At 50.0% G+C, this 17,038-nt stretch carries 14 protein-coding genes; 6 read left to right on the top strand and 8 right to left on the bottom strand.

The features are described 5' to 3' along the window. Positions 1-50: 50 nt before the first annotated feature. Entirely contained in the window at positions 51-659 is a 609-nt protein-coding gene (locus AC566Q_RS22290) for a TetR family transcriptional regulator (protein ID WP_499611106.1), read from the bottom strand. Positions 660-784: 125 nt separating this feature from the next. Here AC566Q_RS22290 and AC566Q_RS22285 point away from each other — a divergent pair, with 125 nt between their 5' ends. The 4 genes from AC566Q_RS22285 to AC566Q_RS22270 all read left to right on the top strand — a co-directional run bounded on the left by AC566Q_RS22285 (position 785) and on the right by AC566Q_RS22270 (position 8,051). Then, positions 785-1,909 carry an efflux RND transporter periplasmic adaptor subunit gene (locus tag AC566Q_RS22285; protein ID WP_499611103.1) on the top strand — a complete coding sequence of 375 codons (1,125 nt, stop codon included), beginning with the start codon at positions 785-787 and terminating at the stop codon, positions 1,907-1,909. 32 nt (positions 1,910-1,941) lie between these two features. Then, positions 1,942-5,067 (top strand): efflux RND transporter permease subunit, encoded by a 3,126-nt coding sequence (locus tag AC566Q_RS22280; RefSeq protein ID WP_499611097.1) that lies wholly within the window; start codon positions 1,942-1,944, stop codon positions 5,065-5,067. A 181-nt stretch (positions 5,068-5,248) separates the two neighbouring features. Further along, on the top strand, positions 5,249-7,129 hold the full coding sequence (locus AC566Q_RS22275) for a GNAT family N-acetyltransferase (protein ID WP_499611092.1): 1,881 nt from the start codon (positions 5,249-5,251) through the stop codon (positions 7,127-7,129). Beyond that, positions 7,119-8,051: a histone deacetylase family protein gene (locus AC566Q_RS22270; protein WP_499611088.1), complete on the top strand. Its 933-nt coding sequence runs from the start codon at positions 7,119-7,121 to the stop codon at positions 8,049-8,051. Before AC566Q_RS22275 ends, AC566Q_RS22270 begins: the two co-directional genes overlap by 11 nt. A gap of 8 nt (positions 8,052-8,059) precedes the next feature. Here AC566Q_RS22270 and AC566Q_RS22265 read toward each other — a convergent pair whose 3' ends face one another. From AC566Q_RS22265 to AC566Q_RS22245, 5 genes are all read right to left on the bottom strand, one after another. After that, positions 8,060-8,587, bottom strand: coding sequence for a DUF6436 domain-containing protein (locus AC566Q_RS22265; protein ID WP_499611085.1), 528 nt, complete (start codon positions 8,585-8,587; stop codon positions 8,060-8,062). Beyond that, positions 8,587-10,065 (bottom strand): methyl-accepting chemotaxis protein, encoded by a 1,479-nt coding sequence (locus AC566Q_RS22260; protein ID WP_499611083.1) that lies wholly within the window; start codon positions 10,063-10,065, stop codon positions 8,587-8,589. Before AC566Q_RS22260 ends, AC566Q_RS22265 begins: the two co-directional genes overlap by 1 nt. A gap of 115 nt (positions 10,066-10,180) precedes the next feature. Beyond that, complete coding sequence (locus AC566Q_RS22255; protein WP_499611081.1) at positions 10,181-11,152, bottom strand: zinc transporter ZntB; 972 nt, start codon at positions 11,150-11,152, stop codon at positions 10,181-10,183. Then, positions 11,152-12,030, bottom strand: coding sequence for a mechanosensitive ion channel family protein (locus AC566Q_RS22250; RefSeq protein ID WP_499611078.1), 879 nt, complete (start codon positions 12,028-12,030; stop codon positions 11,152-11,154). The genes AC566Q_RS22255 and AC566Q_RS22250 overlap by 1 nt, the downstream gene beginning before the upstream one ends. Before the next feature lie 202 nt (positions 12,031-12,232). Beyond that, positions 12,233-13,213, bottom strand: coding sequence for an IS5 family transposase (locus AC566Q_RS22245; protein WP_499611075.1), 981 nt, complete (start codon positions 13,211-13,213; stop codon positions 12,233-12,235). 391 nt (positions 13,214-13,604) lie between these two features. Between AC566Q_RS22245 and AC566Q_RS22240 the strand changes: the two genes are divergently transcribed. Together AC566Q_RS22240 and AC566Q_RS22235 are read left to right on the top strand one after the other, a co-directional pair. Next, complete coding sequence (locus AC566Q_RS22240; RefSeq protein WP_499611072.1) at positions 13,605-14,048, top strand: hypothetical protein; 444 nt, start codon at positions 13,605-13,607, stop codon at positions 14,046-14,048. Positions 14,049-14,072: 24 nt separating this feature from the next. After that, positions 14,073-14,942: an ATP-grasp domain-containing protein gene (locus AC566Q_RS22235; RefSeq protein WP_499611069.1), complete on the top strand. Its 870-nt coding sequence runs from the start codon at positions 14,073-14,075 to the stop codon at positions 14,940-14,942. On the opposite strand, the gene AC566Q_RS22230 is transcribed toward AC566Q_RS22235, so the two are convergent. Further along, the gene (locus AC566Q_RS22230) at positions 14,926-16,281 is read right to left on the bottom strand and encodes a DUF3300 domain-containing protein (protein ID WP_499611067.1); all 1,356 of its coding nucleotides are present in this window, start codon (positions 16,279-16,281) and stop codon (positions 14,926-14,928) included. The genes AC566Q_RS22235 and AC566Q_RS22230 overlap by 17 nt on opposite strands. A 118-nt stretch (positions 16,282-16,399) precedes the next feature. Next, complete coding sequence (ribA, locus tag AC566Q_RS22225) at positions 16,400-17,020, bottom strand: GTP cyclohydrolase II (RefSeq protein ID WP_499611065.1); 621 nt, start codon at positions 17,018-17,020, stop codon at positions 16,400-16,402. Positions 17,021-17,038 lie beyond the last annotated feature (18 nt).

The following is a 17,038-nucleotide window of genomic DNA, read 5'->3' as shown; positions in this document are numbered from 1 at the left end:
ACCGAGTGTAGCGCAGCCAGAATAACCAACGTCTCTTAATTATAAACCGGTTAATTCCACTTTCTGAAAAAAACACTGAACAGTTTTGGGGCTTCCTCACGTATAGACATAGTGTCGGCATTTTCCAGATATTCCATGGCAATGCCACGCATAAAGCAGTTGAGTGCCAGAGTCAGTGTCTTTGGATCCAGATCTGCCGATAAGGTGCCTTTGGATTGTGCTTTTTCGAAAAATTTTGACAGGACTTCACTCTTTTCCCGGCGGGCATCAATGGTTCGCTCCTGACATACCTGCAGGCTGCCGGTGTAGTCGCATTTCAGTAAAAAAAGTGAAAGCACACGGCGCAGGTACAGGTCATCTTCTAAACGGGTTACCAGCTCAATGCAGTAGCTTTTGAGACTTTGGAGTGGATCATCGCCGGTATTCTCCAGCCCGTCTACTAAGTCTTGTATAAATGGGCGATGAAGCTCATCGTGAAGAGCCACAAAGATGTCAGTTTTGTTTTTGAAATGCCAGTAAACGGCGCCCCGGGTAACATTCGCTGCTTTAGCAATTTGTTCTAACGTTGCGCGCGCTACGCCCTTTTCGGTAAAGACGTCTACTGCAGCTTCCAGAATGGCGTTTCTGGTTTGTTCGGCTTCTTCTTTCGTTCGTCGCATATTCTGACTTTTTGGGCTGATTGACAACATACATACATGAATGTATTTTAAACTATAACTTACAGACCCTTTTGTCCAGTCTTCCTGTCAAGTAGTCCTCAGGAACCATTAAAGTAAAAGTATTTATGATCAAAAAATTGGTAATAGCCGCAATATCGATTATTGCAATATCAGGTTGTTCACAGGAACCTGCTCCTCAAGCCGCTGGTGGTGGTCAGCCCCCGCCTCCTACTGTTTCTGTTCTCGAGGTTGTCCTGCAACCCGTTGAAAATACGGTTACTTTGCCCGGTCGTGTAAGTCCACTACGGCAGTCACAGGTGCGTCCACAGGTAGAAGGTGTCATCACCGAGCGTTTGTTTGAAGAAGGCGCGTTTGTGGAGAAAGGCCAGCAACTGTATCAAATTGATGATTCACGCTATGCCGCTCAGTTAGCCAGCGCTAAAGCCGATGTGAAAAGTGCTGAAGCAAATCGCAAAACACTGGAAGCCAAAGCCGAACGTTTCAAGGGGTTGCTGAATAAGAATGCAGTTAGTCAACAGGAATATGATGACGCAATTGCCCAGGCAGAGCAGGCTGATGCGCAAATCAGCGTGGCTAAAGCGGCGGTAGAGCTCGCTCAGGTAGACCTCGATTTTACTAAGGTTTATGCACCGATCAGCGGCCAGATCAGTCGCTCTTACATGACAGTGGGTGCATTGGTGACCTCTAATCAGACGCAGCAATTGGCAACTATTACTCAGTTAGACCCGATTTATGTGGATATGCAGCAATCTGGTAAAGGCATTTTAAAACTGCGTCGTGCTATGCAGGAAAGTGGCACACTGCCAGTAACTTTAGTGCTTGATGACATGACCGGCGAAAGCTATGAGCACACCGGTGAGCTTAAATTTTCAGAAGTGACTGTTGATGAAACCACCGGTGCAGTTGCCCTGCGTGCCGAGTTCCCTAACCCTGATTCACTGTTGATGCCAGGTATGTTTACTAAGGCCCGGGTGAATATCTCCAATACCCAGGAGATACTGGTGCCTCAGCGTGCCGCCACGCGCCAGCCTGATACCTCGCTTTCAGTGATGGTTGTTAATGCTGAGAATAAAGTTGAAGCGCGCACCATTACCATTGCCGGCAGCTACGGTGATCAGTACATCGTAACCAGCGGTGTGGCCGCTGGCGATAAAGTGATTGTTGCCGGTTACCAGAAGGTAAAACCGGGTGCTCAGGTCAATACTAAGCCATGGCAGCCTCAGGGCTAACGCACGTTAACTAATTCAGGAAATCATCTTATATGGCACGTTTTTTTATAGACCGCCCGGTGTTTGCCTGGGTACTTGCTATCATCGTTATGATGGCGGGTATTCTGTCAATTAGCGGGCTTCCCATTGAGCAGTACCCCAAGGTTGCGCCGCCGTCAGTGACGATCAGCGCCGCTTATCCCGGGGCCTCGGCCGAAACCATCGAAAATACGGTAACCCAGGTCATCGAACAGAGTCTGACCGGTATCGACAACTTACGCTATTTCATTTCCAGTAGTGAAAATGAGCGGATGTCGATTACTCTGACCTTCGAACCCGGAACCGATCCCGATATCGCGCAGGTGCAAACGCAGAATAAGTTACAGTCGTCCATGTCGTTGCTGCCAACTCAGGTGCAACAGCAGGGCGTAACGGTAAACAAGTCCAATGATGCCTTTGCGGTAGTCGTTGGCTTCTATTCCAAAGACGGCAGCCTCTCACAGTTTGACCTGAGTGATATGCTGGTGTCGCAGTTTCAGGATCAGATTGCCCGGGTCAACGGCGTGGGTAACTTGCGGGTGTTCGGTGCGCAGCGCTCGATGCGTATCTGGCTGGATCCCGACAAGTTGTACAGCTACAACCTGACGCCGGTAGATGTAAGGGCGGCAGTACAAACGCAGAATACCGATATTTCGGCTGGTCAACTGGGCGGTATGCCAGCGGTTGAGGGCCAGCAAATCAACGCTACCATCACCGCTCAGTCGTTGTTAAAAACCGCTGAAGACTTCGAGAATATAGTACTCAGAGTAAATACTGATGGTTCTCAGGTGCGTTTAAGAGATGTAGCCAAGGTCGAGCTGGGTTCTGAAAACTACAGCTTTATTGCCCGTTATAAGCGCCGACCAGCAGCGGGTATGGCGGTCAGTCTGGCAAGTGGTGCCAATGCGTTAGAGACTATCGATGCGGTTAAAAAGCGGGTCGAAGAACTGGCGGTTAACCTGCCCGACAATGTTGAAATTGTGTATCCGGTAGACTCGTCACCATTTATCAAGCTGTCGATTAGCTCAGTGGTAAAAACCCTGGTCGAAGCGGTGGTGCTGGTCTTCTTCGTGATGCTGTTATTCCTGCAAAACTGGCGTGCGACGCTGGTACCAACCATTGCCGTACCGGTAGTGCTGTTGGGTACCTTTGCTGTGCTCTATGCCTTCGGTTTTAGTATCAACGTACTGACCATGTTTGCCATGGTGCTGGCTATCGGCCTGTTGGTGGATGACGCCATCGTGGTGGTAGAAAACGTCGAGCGCCTGATGGAAGAAGAAGGCCTCGATGCCAAAGAAGCTACCAAAAAATCCATGACCCAAATTTCCAGCGCGCTGGTGGGGATAGCGGTAGTGCTGTCTACGGTATTTGTTCCCATGGCATTCTTTAGCGGCTCTGCGGGCTCTATTTATCGTCAGTTCTCGATTACCATTGTCTCTGCCATGACATTCTCGGTTCTGGTCGCCATTATTCTATCTCCAACACTTTGCGTTGCGCTATTGCGTAGAGAAGATGTGGAAAACAAAAAAGATAAAGGCTTTTTTGGTTGGTTTAACCGGGTGTTTAATAAAGGCCGTGATACCTACGGAAAAGTTTCTACCGGTATTGCGCATCGCGTAAAACGTTCGTTGTTGGTGTATGGTCTGTTGGTTGTGGGCATGGGCGCTATTTTCACCCAGTTGCCCGGCGCATTCCTGCCGGATGAGGATCAGGGCAACATTATGGTGCTGGTCAACGCGCCGGCGGGTTCCACGGCTGGTCGTACCCTGGAATCAGTCAAACAGGTAGAGGATTTTTTCCTTGATCAAAAAGGTGAAGCGGTAAAAGACATCTTTACCATTGTTGGCTTTAGCTTTGCCGGGGCCGCACAAAACTCCGGTATGGGCTTTGTGCATTTGGTTGACTGGGAAAAACGTGACGAATCACAGAGTGCCTTCTCGATTATCGGCCAGGCCTTTGGGGCCTTATCGCAAATTCAGGATGCCAGTGTATTTCCTATTTTACCGCCGCCTATTCGGGAGCTGGGTAACGCTACCGGTTTTGACTTCCAGTTGGTTGACCGTGCAGGCAATGGACACGCGGCGTTAATGCAGGCGCGTAATCAGTTTTTGGGTATGGCTGCACAGAACCCTAAACTGGCAGGCGTGCGCCCTAATGGACTGAGCGATGTACCTGAATTTAAAGTCAATATCGACAATGAAAAAGCGTCAGCACTGGGCTTGTCGCTTAGTGATATTAATAATACTCTGAGTATCGCTTGGGGCTCTGCTTATGTGAATGACTTTATCGATAAAGGCCGTATTAAGCGGGTTTACATGCAGGCTGATGCACCGTACCGGATGGATCCGGAAGATCTGGACAAGTGGTTTGTGCGCAATAACGAAGGCGACATGGTAGCGTTCAGCGCGTTTTCTACCGTTGAATGGAACTATGGCTCACCTAAGCTTGAACGCTTCAATGGTATTTCCTCAGTAAACATCCAGGGTAGTCCGGCTGAAGGCATTTCTACTGGTGAAGCCATGGCGGAAGCCGAGCGCTTGGTAAGTCAGTTACCCGCTGGTTTTGGCCTTGAATGGTCTGGTATGTCTTATGAGGAACAAGCGGCCGGTTCACAAGCACCGATGCTCTATGCGCTGTCTATTATCGTGGTCTTTCTTTGTCTTGCGGCACTGTATGAAAGTTGGGTCGTGCCTTTTGCCGTATTACTGGTGGTGCCTTTGGGGATCTTCGGTTCGGTAGTGGCTGCCTATATCTTTGGCTTGCCGAATGACGTGTACTTACAGGTTGCCTTCCTGACCACCGTGGGCCTGGCTTCCAAGAATGCTATCCTGATTGTGGAATTCGCCAAAGAACTCTACGACAACGGCACGCCTATATTTGAAGCGGTGATCACAGCGGCAGAACAGCGTTTCCGGCCAATACTAATGACCTCCATGGCGTTTATTCTGGGTGTAACACCGCTGGCAATCGCTACCGGTGCCGGCTCTGAAAGTCAGAACGCTATTGGTATCGCCGTGATGGGCGGGATGTTTGCCGCAACTTTCCTGGCTATCTTCTTCGTGCCTATGTTCTACGTGATGGTGGTTAAGTGGTTTGGCGCTAAGCGTCATCCACATGAGGAAGACAGCAAAGAAAGTTAATCTTGTAGCTTGCTTTAATAGAAACCCCGCTCCCAGCGGGGTTTCTTGATTTTGGTGCCAGGTAGCATCAGTGTGAAATTCAACGCGCAAAGTCCAACCAGATCAAATAACCGCTGTTTGATTCTGCGAACCACAGGCAACTGTGGCATTATGAAGTGAGTTGAGATTGGGAGTTGGAACTATGGCTGTTGCTCTGCCCCCGCGACCGGACTGGTCGCATCTGATCAAATCAGGTAGCCGGGTATTTGTTGGTGGGAATGCCGGAGTGCCGTATGCACTCATCGATGATTTAATTAAGCACAGTAAAGGGTTCAGCGATATTGAGCTGGTGCATATGCTGGCCCTTGGCGATACTCGCTGGGCAAAGGAAGAATACCGGCAAAGGTTTAAGGTAAATACCTTTTTTATTCAGGGTGATGAAATTCGCCGGGCAGTGGATGAGGGCCGGGCCGATTATACCCCGGTATTTTTATCGGAAATGTCGAGCCTGTTCAGCGACGGTACCTTACCGCTGGATGCTGCGCTGGTAACGGTAAGTCCGCCGGATGAGTTTGGCTATTGTTCACTGGGCGTGTCGGTAGACATCTCTATGTCGGCGGTACGCAATGCCTCCATCGCCATTGCTCAGATAAATCCGCAAATGCCGCGCACCGCTGGTCACTCTTTTATTCACATCAGCGAATTTACCGCCTGTATCGAAGCCGATGAACCGTTACAAGCTATTGAAGCACCGGCTATTGACAGTGTGACTGAACGGATTGGCCAGTATGTGGCGATGCTGGTGGAAGACGGCGCCACCCTGCAGTTTGGCGTAGGCAAAATTCCCAGCGCCACGTTAAAGTACCTGCAGCGCCATAAGGATCTGGGGATCCACAGTGAAATGCTGTCAGACAGCATTATGGACATCATTGCATCAGGGGCCATTACCAACCGCAAGAAAACCTTTCATCCGGGCAAAATCGTGACCAGTTTTTGTATGGGCAGTGAGCGCCTGTATAAGTTTGTTCACAATAACCCGCATATCGAATTTTATCCCAGCAGCTATGTGAACAAACCCACCAATATTGCTAAAAACGATAATATGATTTCCATTAACAGTGCGCTAGAGGTGGATTTAACCGGCCAGGTGGTGGCCGACTCGCTGGGCTATGATTTTTACAGTGGCATTGGCGGGCAGGTGGATTTTGTCTCGGGCGCGTCGATGAGCAAAGGCGGCAAACCCATTATTGCAATGCCCTCTACGGCGAAGCATGAAACCGTTTCGCGTATTGTACCGTGCATTGCTGAAGGGGCTGGGGTAACCACCTCTCGCGGGAATGTGCACTATATTGTGACCGAGTACGGGATTGCCTCGCTGCGTGGTAAAAGTATTCGTGAACGGGCCCTGGAGCTGATCCGCGTGGCACACCCGAAGTTTCGTGCTCATCTGCTAGCCGAGGTTCGAAAAAACTACTGGGTACCGCATTTTCAGCAAAAATATCCTACTGATATTCCTGAACTTGGGGCTATCCAGCTTCAGAAGATGGTGATCCAGGGCGAGACCTTTTACCTGCGGCCGTTGAATCCGGCTGATGAAAGACGTTTGCAGGAGTTTTTCTATTCGCATACCAAGGAAACCCTGCGCTTACGTTATAACTACGACCCCAAGCAAATGTCGCGTGAGAAGTCCTGTAACCTCGTAAGTGTTGATCAGAACTCCGACGCGGCTTTGTGTATTGTGCGTCAGGAAGGCTCGCGGATCACCATCCATGCGGTGGGACGTTTTTATTATAACGAGCACGATAATTCCTGCGAAGCGGCCTTTGTTACCCGGGAAACGCAGCAGGGTAAAGGCATGGGCAGCCGCTTGCTGATCAAGCTTATCGACATTGCCCGCAAACGGAAAATCAACAAGATGCTGGCGTTTTGCCGGGCCGATAATAAACCGATGATTGCCATCTTCGAACATCACGGATTCAAGCGCCTGTTTAGTGGCGATCCCAGTGAGGTGGAGTTGGAATTGCCGCTGCAGGAACCTGAAGCAGCGGAAGGGGCGGAACAGGAGACAAAAAATGACCATTAAAATTTACCGCGGTAGAGATTGCGTGCATCACGATGTGTCTTCTGAACACCCGGAAAACCCCGACCGCCTTTACGCCATCGACGATCAGCTATTGTCTTCCGGCCTGGAAATGATTTGCCAGCATGGTGATGCCAGGCAGGTTAAACGGGAAAATTTAGCGTTGGCTCACGACCCCTACTATGTAGACAGTATTTTTCAGCGCTCACCGCGTACCGGCGTCATCTGGCTGGAGCAGGATACCGGTATGACACCAATTACTTTAAGTGCCGCTTTATATGCAGCGGGTGCCGGCTGTGACGCGGTTGACTGGGTAATGGAAGGGGACGATCGCCAGGCATTTTGTGCTGTGCGACCGCCGGGCCACCATGCCGAGTACGACAATGCCATGGGCTTTTGCCTGTTTAATAATATCGCTGTAGCAGCCCGCTATGCACTGAAGCAATATGAATTATCGCGGGTGGCTATTATCGACTTTGATGTGCACCACGGTAACGGCACCGAAAATATCATTGCCGGGGACAAACAAATTTTAATGTGCTCGTCCTTCCAGCACCCCTTTTACCCTCACTCCGGTCATCCGGTATCGGCCAGCAATATACTCAGTGCGCCACTGAAAGCCGGTGCAACCGGCGAAGCATTTCGCGAAAAGGTGAATTACTGGTTTGATGCGCTGCGTAATTATATGCCGGAACTGATTTTAATCAGTGCCGGGTTTGATGCCCACGCCGAAGATGCCATGGGCCAGTTGCGTTTACGCGAGGATGACTACCACTGGGTTAGCAAACAGCTTCGCAATGTGGCCGATGAGGTGTGCCACGGACGAATAGTAAGCATGCTGGAAGGCGGTTATAACCAGAGTGCTTTAGGGCGAAGCGTTGTCGCGCATATTAAAGGTTTACACGGCGACGAGCAGAGCCATTAGAGAGTGTGTTAAACGGCGCAGAAGCAGCCTTTTACATCGCTGTTGATACTAGCGCCGTAGTATTCCGCTGAGGTAGCGGCCTGTTTGATTTGCGCCACCAGATTCTTACCGGTGAAGCAGCCATAGCCGATAGCGTAAGGCCCCAGATAGCGTAACTGTCCGGCCCCATCGATTACCGCCAGCGCGGGGTAATGATCAAGATAGCGGGATAAATCAGGATGTTCAGCCAAAGAGAGTTGTTGAAGCCGATATCCTGCACTGGCCAGTTCGCCGGATAACTCCTGGCGATGGGATTCAGTGAGCTGATCACAGTAGCAATCGCCGTTGGAAACCATGTGCACCAGGGTGCCCGGCGCAACGCCTGCCTGAGTTAAGGCTTGGGTAAAATCACTATCAAACTGTGGGTCGCTGGCCGCCTGGGCCAGCAACATGGATGGGTCGAAGGGTTTAATCTGGTTAACGCTGGCAATACCCAGCAAACTCAGAATACCGAGCGCCCATACCACAACGATCAGGGTGATAGTACGTTGTGTCATTACACCACAAAGCGTTTAACGGTTTGTAGCATACGCTGACACATCTCGGCCAGCTGTACCGACTTAGCTTCAAGAGCCTGAGCTGTTGTGGCCTCCAGGTTTGCCAGTTCATGAATGGTTGCCGTACTCTGGGCAATTGAACTTGAAGCCGATTCCTGTTCGACCGCAGCGGTGGCGACCTCCATCATATTGTCGCTGGCTGCCTGGATTTTCTCTTCAATAGTGGTCATAAAGCTGGCTGCATTGCCTGATGCGCTTACTGCTTCATCCACCAGTTCGATACACTGATTCATCTGGGTAACCGACGATGAAGTGCTTGATACCAGTTGCTCGGTGATAGTGGTGATTTCATCGGCACTTTCTTTTGAACGTATGGCCAGCGTGCGCACCTCATCGGCAACTACAGCAAAGCCTCGGCCGTGCTCGCCGGCGCGGGCTGACTCAATAGCGGCATTCAATGCCAGCAAGTTAGTTTGTTCTGCCACCGCCGTAATAGAGCGCATAGCATCAGAGATGTTGGTACAGCGCTCATTCAGCTCCTGGTTAGTTTTGGCGGCATTGTTCAGCCGGTCGCGGAGCGAATTAATGGTGGCCGTTGCACTCTCTACTGCAGCGCGGGATTCGCCGGTAGTGTGGCGAGCGTCTTTGGTAATGTCATTGGCAGCATTGGTGCGTTCTGATGAGTCCTGTAACGTTACCGCAATTTCTTCAGATGCCACCGAAATAGCGCCAATTTCATGGCTGCTTTGTTGCACGTGACGGTTGAGTTCTTTGGTGGATGACTGCATAAAATCACTGGTGCTGGCCACATCGTTGGCCAGTGACGAAGCATCGTGTACCAACTGACGTAATGAACCCAGCAATTCGTCGAAACGCTTTAGCATGGGGATGGATTTGTCGATATCCACGCGCAGATTAATTTGCTGACGATCGGCAAGGATTTCATTTATGGCAACTTCCAGCGCTGCGCCGCCCACACCTTCATCGTGGCTCCGTTTTGTGGTGTACATTAAGATGCCGCCTTCCACTAGCGCAAATAGTGCATGCAGGACTAAAATAATAAAGGTAACGTGGCCCTCCTCAAACACATACACAGCCACTTCATTTACCTGGAGCAGGAAAAAACCAATGTGATGAATGGCGACAACAACAACGGCTGAGGCGATCACTTTCCAGTTGCGAAACACGGCCAACACTGCAAGTAAGGCGAAAATTTCAAAATGTACTTCGGTCAGACCAAAGGCCTGGTGAATGTGCAGGGCGGTCATTAACTGGGTGCCAATGCCCATAGCATGCGCGCTTATCTCCGCTGCAGGGTTATTGAAGCTTAAGAAAAGCGGCAGTGCGATAATGGGAATGCCCAGCCAAAAAGCAATGAACAGCTCGCCGGTTACCAGGCCAATAATAATGGCCAGTACCAGCTGGGCTACCAAGACGCCACGAAAAATTTTATGTCCTTCGGATACCCACGAATACATAAGCAAAAACTCCAGAATTTTTGTTAAGTGTAGTTGAGGATCTGAATCACGCCAGCCAACCAGATCAATCTTTAGTTAAATAATCCAACTGGTCGGAGCAAAATTACCCTTTATGTTACAGCCACTTCTTCCATAGCATGGCGATCAGCATGATTATTGCGAGGACACCCATTGACGACATTAGCAAAGTAAAGGCATTGGGTGTTTCAGTGCCAGGCAAACCCGCTACGTTCATACCAAAAACGCCGGTTAAAAACGACAAGGGTAAAAAAATGGCGGTAATCATGGAAAGCACATACATGCGGATGTTCTGCTTATCGGCAATCTGGTTGCGCAGTTCATCCTGCAGCACAATGGCGCGTTCACGGGCGAGATCCAAATCCTCAATCGAACGGGTCATACGGTCTGACTGGTCGCGCAGATCAAAAGCCTGTGAGTCGGGTATCAGCCCGGGAATGCGAACCAGGTTCTCCAGTGCGTCTCGCTGAGGGGCCAGGTGACGGCGAATACTCGCAGTTTGTCGGCGCAGCATAGCCAGCTGGTTACGATCCTGTTTATTGAGTGATTCCTGTGCTTCATAGTCGCCAAGGCTTTCGTCGATGTCTTCTACCTTGTCGTGAATGCGGTCGGCAATACGGGTTAAAAGGGCAATCAGCAATTCGGCAGTCGAGGCAGGCACCTCTCCCTGTTCAAAACGGGTGCGGGTATCCTGCACACTCATTAATTTACGATCCTGGCGACGCGCTGTGACAATCAGCGAGCCGGAAATCCACAGGCGTAGGGATACCATGTCTTCCGGGTCCGCGCCCGGATTCACATTAATGCCGCGTAAAAATACCAGTGCACCACGGTTCACCGGGATCACCCGGGGCCGGGTTTGTAAGGCCATCAGGCTGTCGCTTACATCCTCTGAAAGCCCCAGTGCATCAAGCATAGCCGCCGCTTCCGGCGCATCGGATTGCATATGAACCCACCGGTAACCTTGTTCCGGAGAGGGGGATGTTAGTTGGGCCACATCAAGTGTATTAATTTCGCCCGATGGCTTTACATCATAAGCCCATAAAAAGGCTTCATTTACATTTGTCATTAAGGTTTCCTGCCGGGTTTAACCAGCTGTAAAGTACCGTCCAGATGCACATCGCGTTGAGGAAAAGCGATCACAACGTTGTGCTGTGCAAAAAGCTCATCAATAGTAAATCGAACGCGGCTGCGAATTTGTCTTAAGTCCCGTTCTTTGGTGGCATTCACCCAAAAAAACGTTTCGAACATCAGCGCGTTATCACCAAAATCATCAAAGATCACCACTGCAGCAGGCTCGTTGAGGATGTCATCCTGAGCCACGGTTGCCTGTTCTATAAGGCGGGCCACCAGCTTGCAGTCTGAACCATAAGCCACGCCAACCCGCACCGATGTGCGGGTAAGGTTGTCGATAAGCGTCCAGTTCACTACCGTGTTCTCCAGTAATTTACTGTTCGGGATCAGCATGTGTACGCCATCAACCCTGCGAATACGGGTAGAACGGGTATTAATGGTCTCAACGGTTCCGCGGGCTCCGTCTACTTCCAGAAAGTCACCGATACGGATTGGTCGCTCCCACATTAAAATCCAGCCGGAGATAAAGTTGTTAATAATGTTCTGAGCACCAAAGCCCACACCAATGGCTACGGCACCGGACAAAAACGCAAAAGCCGTGAGCGGCACGTTCATGACATCCAGCGTGGTCACGATTAAAATCGCGCCGGCGATAATATAGAAAAGCCGCTTGAACAAATGAATGGTGTCGGCGCTGGCACCGGATGCCCGTAACCGGTAAGTCGCAATATGTGCGAGCTTCTTCATCAGCCAGATACCCACCACATAAATCAGTGGTACAGCAATTAAATCACCGCTGGTGAAAGTAATATCAAACAGCGTAAACAGGTCTTGCGACAGAAAGTGTTTTACTTGTTGTAGTGTTTCTTCCACGGGTCTTATCCCTATTTATCGGAGGCGCTCATAATAAGTGTGCTATTGATTAATGCAAATAACTTAGGGAAACTGCGAATAAGTCCTGCAATTTAGTTCTTGAACCAGCCTTTGCATTCGCCGTCTAATTTTTGAACGCTAAATTCTCAATTAAGGCCAATATACTACCTTTTTCGGCCTTATTCCGGGTTATTCCCGGATTTCAGATAGATCTTGGCTGTCGCCTTAACATCTGGTCTACTTTAAACAGGTTCGCTAAGGTGAATAACATGGCTAACTGTGAGTCATTTTTCATCAGCCCTTTATAACGTGCTTTGATAAAGCCAAACTGACATTTGATGATCCGAAACGGATGCTCCACTTTTGCTCTGATGCTGGCTTTTAAGTATTCGATGTTAATGGCCGTTTTGTTTTTGCGGGGATGCTTTTTCAGTGCCCGAACTTTTCCAGGACGCTCAGCAATCAGCCATTCCACATCCTTTTCTTTAAGTTCTTCACGCTTCTCTGCGCCTTGATAACCAGCATCGGCAGAGATGAATTCCTCATCGCCATGCAACAGGTTCTTCATCTGATTCAGGTCATGTTCGTTGGCGGCGGTGGTCACCAGCGTATGAGTCAGACCGCTCTTGGCATCCACACCGATATGGGCTTTCATACCGAAGTACCACTCATTACCTTTCTTGGTCTGATGCATATCCGGGTCACGTTCATTCTTTTTGTTTTTAGTGGAGCTGGGTGCTTCAATAATCGTGGCATCCACCAGTGTGCCCTGCGTCATCATCACACCGCAGTCCGAAAGCCATTGGTTGACCGTTTTGAACAATTTGCGAGTCAGCTTGTGCTTTTCCAGCAAGTGCCGGAAGTTCATAATGGTAGTGCGGTCAGGAATGGCTTTATCCAGTGATAGTTGCGCAAATTGACGCATCGAAGCAATTTCATATAACGCATCTTCCATCGCTTCATCACCGAGGCTATACCATTGCTGCATACAATGAATGCGAAACATGGTCTCAAGCGCATACGGACGTCTGCCATTGCCTGCTTTAGGATAAAAGGGTTCAATCACTTTCAGCAGTTGAGACCACGGCAGCAGGTTATCCATTCTGGATAAGAAAATCTCTTTACGAGTCTGGCGGCGTTTGCTAGAAAACTCACTATCGGCAAAAGTTAACTGTTGGCTCATGGGCGGTAATGGCTGTGATTTACTATGCAGCTATGATCTCACATCGGGGACTTATTCGCATCTTTCCTAATTGTTTGGCGACTTTAGAGTACCGCCAACAGGCAGTTGTTCGTCTGTCACCCTTTAACCATGAGTGGTGCACTTATTATCTGAATTCGAGACAGTTAACGCGACTTCGATTTTGGCGCATGAAGCACAAAAACATACCATCACTTGAATATGCAAAATGTTGAGATCAGGGCTTTTCACATAGTATCGTGCCTGCATATAAAAAATCTGGTAGCCTTGTCAGATATTAATTTGCTGATGTCGCTTTATGAAGCTCCTTTCTCGTCTTTGGACATGCCTTTTTGCATCGCTGGTAGTTGTGCCTGCAGTGAATGCATTCACCATGACTTTTTCTGAAAGCCAGTTAAACACGATGGTTACCGCGGTATTTCCCCAGCAGCGCACTTTTGATGATGTGGTGTTTACCTTTTCTGAGCCCTTTGTTGAGCTGGATCCGCTGGAAGACGAAGTGAACGTGAAAGTTACCGTGCTGGCCGAGCAAAATGGTCAGCAACTTAAAGCCAAAGCCGAGATTTCCGGGCAGATTGCTTACCACCACCAGTTAGCGCAACTGCGACTTATCGAGCCGCGGTTAGACAAACTGCAAGTACTGGATAATCAGGCGGTGGTGTCTGACAGCCTGGTTAATGGTATTAAACGTCTGGAGGGGAAGCGGGTACCGGTTATCCTGTTACTGGATTTTGACGATCTGGATCTGGCTGCTTTTGGCGTTCAGAAACCCAAGCGAATCGACATTACCAGTAAAGGCTTACTTATCGAAATCTAACCGGCTTCTACGCAGAGAATACCCATGAAAAAACTCGCCTTTCTGTCGATGGATGATCTGCAGGATTTTTTTGTTTACGATGACCTGTTGTTTGCGCCTTTTGCCGAGCATGGCTACACAGTAGATACCGTTTCATGGCATGAAGCTGATTACGACTTCAGCGATTATGAAGCGGTTATCGTTCGCAGCCCCTGGGACTATCAGCAATATGAAGCAGCGTTTGTAGCCTGCCTGAAGCGTATCGATCAACAATCCTGCCTGCTGAATTCATTGCCACTGATGATGTGGAATTTAAACAAGCGGTATCTTAAGGATCTGGACGCTGCCGGTGTGCCGGTACTTCCCACGCTTTGGCTCAGCGACTTCGATGAGGCTGCCGTGTCCGGTGCATTTTCCCGGTTTGCCTGCGATGAAGTGGTTATCAAGCCATGTGTCAGCGCCAATGCAGATGATACGTTTCGTTTAACCCGCGCCGCAATTCAACAGCAGCATGAGCAACTAGCCGCCTGTTTTAAGCAGCGTCAGTGTATGGTCCAACCTTTTGTGCAGAGTGTGACAGAACGGGGGGAGGTGTCGCTGTTTTACTTTGGCGGTGAATTAAGCCATGCCATTTTGAAGCGTCCCAAAAAAGGCGACTTCAGGGTTCAGGAAGAGCATGGTGGCAGCTTACAGGCAATCACGCCTGAGCCGTCAATGGTACACAATGCAGAAGCAGCGCTTCAGGCGATGCCCGATGACTATCTGTATGCCAGGGTTGATTTGTTATGGTTTGCCGATGACTGGCGCATAATAGAGCTCGAGCTCATTGAGCCCTCACTCTATTTCAATCTTGATGAACAGTCTCCCCAGCGGTTTGTTAATGCCTACCTCCGCTATATTAATGCTCACGCTTAACACGTGGCTTCTGAGCATGATCCCGTGGCGCCGGACGACTGTGTGACTGTTTAACCGGTCGCTGCTGGCGGGACTCCGAGTAGGCCTTCTGGGGTCGCTGCGAGTGGGACGGTGTTTTATTCACCCACTTGCGCTCTTTGTTTACGGTACGTTCCTGTGGCTGTTGGCGAGCTGGTTGTTGTCGTTCAGCCGGCGCAAATTCCCGCTGTTTGGAACCCGGCTTACCACCGCGAGCCTGCTCCTTGGGCGCTCTCACCACATTTTCAGGCTGGCGATGATTGCCCTGATTATTATCATGACTTTTCAGGCGCTGTTTTAATTGTCTAGCGTCCTGGCTGTATTTTACCGTTTTCTGACCCTTGGGCTCGCGTTGTAATGGTTTACCCTGCTTGCCGCCCTCTATCTGATAGCTGCTGCCAGCTTGAGTTCGGGTATACAGTTCACGATGTCTGGCAGCATTATCTAACGAGCGGTGCTGCTTAACGATGGCTGGTTTATGGGTCGCTACCCGTTGCGAATAGCGGGCATGGCGGTTGCCTACATTATGCTGCCAGCGATGATACTCTCTCACGGATGAGCGTTTTGCATGATAAACCGGCCTTACATAATGACGTACAGGGGTACTGCGAATAACAATGTGCCGCTCGGGCCACCAGATATTACCAAAGTAAAAACCGGCTGAAATGCTTACCCGCGGGCCCCAGTAAATACGATGACCCAGGGCGATCCGCACGCTGGTGGGCCAGAACACCGGCTGGCTGTGGTAATGCCAGTGGCCATAAACATGGCGGGTGTCGTAGTAAGGGATATACACCACTTCCGGCTGACGGGATTCAATCACAATGATCTTATCTTCGGTAGAAACCTGCTGGTAATCATTGCTTTGCAGGTTGCCACTCTGGCGCGCCTGTAAACGCAGTGCCTGTACTCTGTCGAGTACCCAGTCTTCGTTGGTGATCACCGCGTCGCCGAGGTTTTGCAGCCAGTTGAGATCATCACTCATGTGGCGCAGGACATCGGTAAACGGCACCAAAGCCTTAACACTTGGATCCCAGTTGCTGTTTTCCAGCGCCCTGTCCAGTGAATCTCCCTCCAGCGACTGATTATTCTGACGCCAGCGGTCGGCCTCTATCACCTGTAACGGGTAAGTGCTGGCGATCAGAATATGGGTTACCAGCGTATCGGGGTATAACGCGATTGGTGCTAACACGGTGTCGAGCGTTTCTTCGCTCAGGCGCTCTTCGCTGATAGCCGGTTGGTATTCAGGGGCGGTTGTGGCCAGTGCCTGACCGGTGCAGACCAGCGGTAGAAACAGGGCCAGTATTAATCGCTTTTTCATACAAACTCTCCTGTGCAACAGGGCACTTGGTGTGATGTTTGTATCGTTATAGCAAGGGCAACATTAATTCAGGCTGAACCAAGCTGAACCAATTGTTCAGCTTGACAGCGAATAAAGCTTAGTCACCCAGAATATGCGGGTCGAAGGCGTGGCCGAGTTTTTCGGTTTTGGTTTTAATGTAGTGCTTGTTGTCTTTGGTGATACCGTGGTCAATGGGCTTGCGGGCCACCACGTTAATGTCGAGATCCTTCAGTGCCGCGGTTTTACGGGGGTTGTTGGTCATCAGCTCTACATTTTTAACGTTCAGCTTATCCAGCATAACCTTGCACATCTCGTAGGTGCGCATGTCGGCATCGAAACCCAGGTGTTCGTTAGCTTCAACGGTATCCATGCCCTGATCCTGTAAGTGGTAGGCGCGGATTTTATTGATAAGACCGATACCACGCCCTTCCTGACGTAAATACAGCAGTACGCCACAGCCATTGTCGACGATATTTTCCATCGCCCGCTCTAACTGAAAACCGCAATCACAGCGGGTTGAGAACAGGGCATCGCCGGTAAGACATTCAGAATGAATTCGAATTGGCACCACGTCTTCCGGCTGCCAGGTACCGTATGATAACGCAACGTGCTCTACACCCGAGTTTTCTTCCACAAAACCATGGATAGTGAATTCGCCCTTGCGGGTAGGAAGCTTTGCTGCGCTGACAAATCGGTATTGCTGGGATTTACTGGTCATGAAACTCGAGCCGGGTTG

This window comes from Alteromonas sp. H02, assembly GCF_059682525.1.
The sequence above is the reverse complement of the archived record's forward strand: the minus strand, read 5'-3'. Positions and strand labels throughout refer to the sequence as shown.

What these genes read in the sequence shown, in the direction of transcription:
- AC566Q_RS22230 (WP_499611067.1), bottom strand. Translation starts at nt 16,281, where the DNA reads ATGAAAAAGCGATTAATACTGGCCCTGTTTCTACCGCTGGTCTGCACC.
- AC566Q_RS22270 (WP_499611088.1), top strand. Translation starts at nt 7,119, where the DNA reads ATGACCATTAAAATTTACCGCGGTAGAGATTGCGTGCATCACGATGTG.
- AC566Q_RS22285 (WP_499611103.1), top strand. Translation starts at nt 785, where the DNA reads ATGATCAAAAAATTGGTAATAGCCGCAATATCGATTATTGCAATATCA.
- AC566Q_RS22235 (WP_499611069.1), top strand. Translation starts at nt 14,073, where the DNA reads ATGAAAAAACTCGCCTTTCTGTCGATGGATGATCTGCAGGATTTTTTT.
- AC566Q_RS22265 (WP_499611085.1), bottom strand. Translation starts at nt 8,587, where the DNA reads ATGACACAACGTACTATCACCCTGATCGTTGTGGTATGGGCGCTCGGT.
- AC566Q_RS22280 (WP_499611097.1), top strand. Translation starts at nt 1,942, where the DNA reads ATGGCACGTTTTTTTATAGACCGCCCGGTGTTTGCCTGGGTACTTGCT.
- AC566Q_RS22255 (WP_499611081.1), bottom strand. Translation starts at nt 11,152, where the DNA reads ATGACAAATGTAAATGAAGCCTTTTTATGGGCTTATGATGTAAAGCCA.
- AC566Q_RS22260 (WP_499611083.1), bottom strand. Translation starts at nt 10,065, where the DNA reads ATGTATTCGTGGGTATCCGAAGGACATAAAATTTTTCGTGGCGTCTTG.
- AC566Q_RS22290 (WP_499611106.1), bottom strand. Translation starts at nt 659, where the DNA reads ATGCGACGAACGAAAGAAGAAGCCGAACAAACCAGAAACGCCATTCTG.
- AC566Q_RS22245 (WP_499611075.1), bottom strand. Translation starts at nt 13,213, where the DNA reads ATGAGCCAACAGTTAACTTTTGCCGATAGTGAGTTTTCTAGCAAACGC.
- ribA (WP_499611065.1), bottom strand. Translation starts at nt 17,020, where the DNA reads ATGACCAGTAAATCCCAGCAATACCGATTTGTCAGCGCAGCAAAGCTT.
- AC566Q_RS22275 (WP_499611092.1), top strand. Translation starts at nt 5,249, where the DNA reads ATGGCTGTTGCTCTGCCCCCGCGACCGGACTGGTCGCATCTGATCAAA.
- AC566Q_RS22240 (WP_499611072.1), top strand. Translation starts at nt 13,605, where the DNA reads ATGACTTTTTCTGAAAGCCAGTTAAACACGATGGTTACCGCGGTATTT.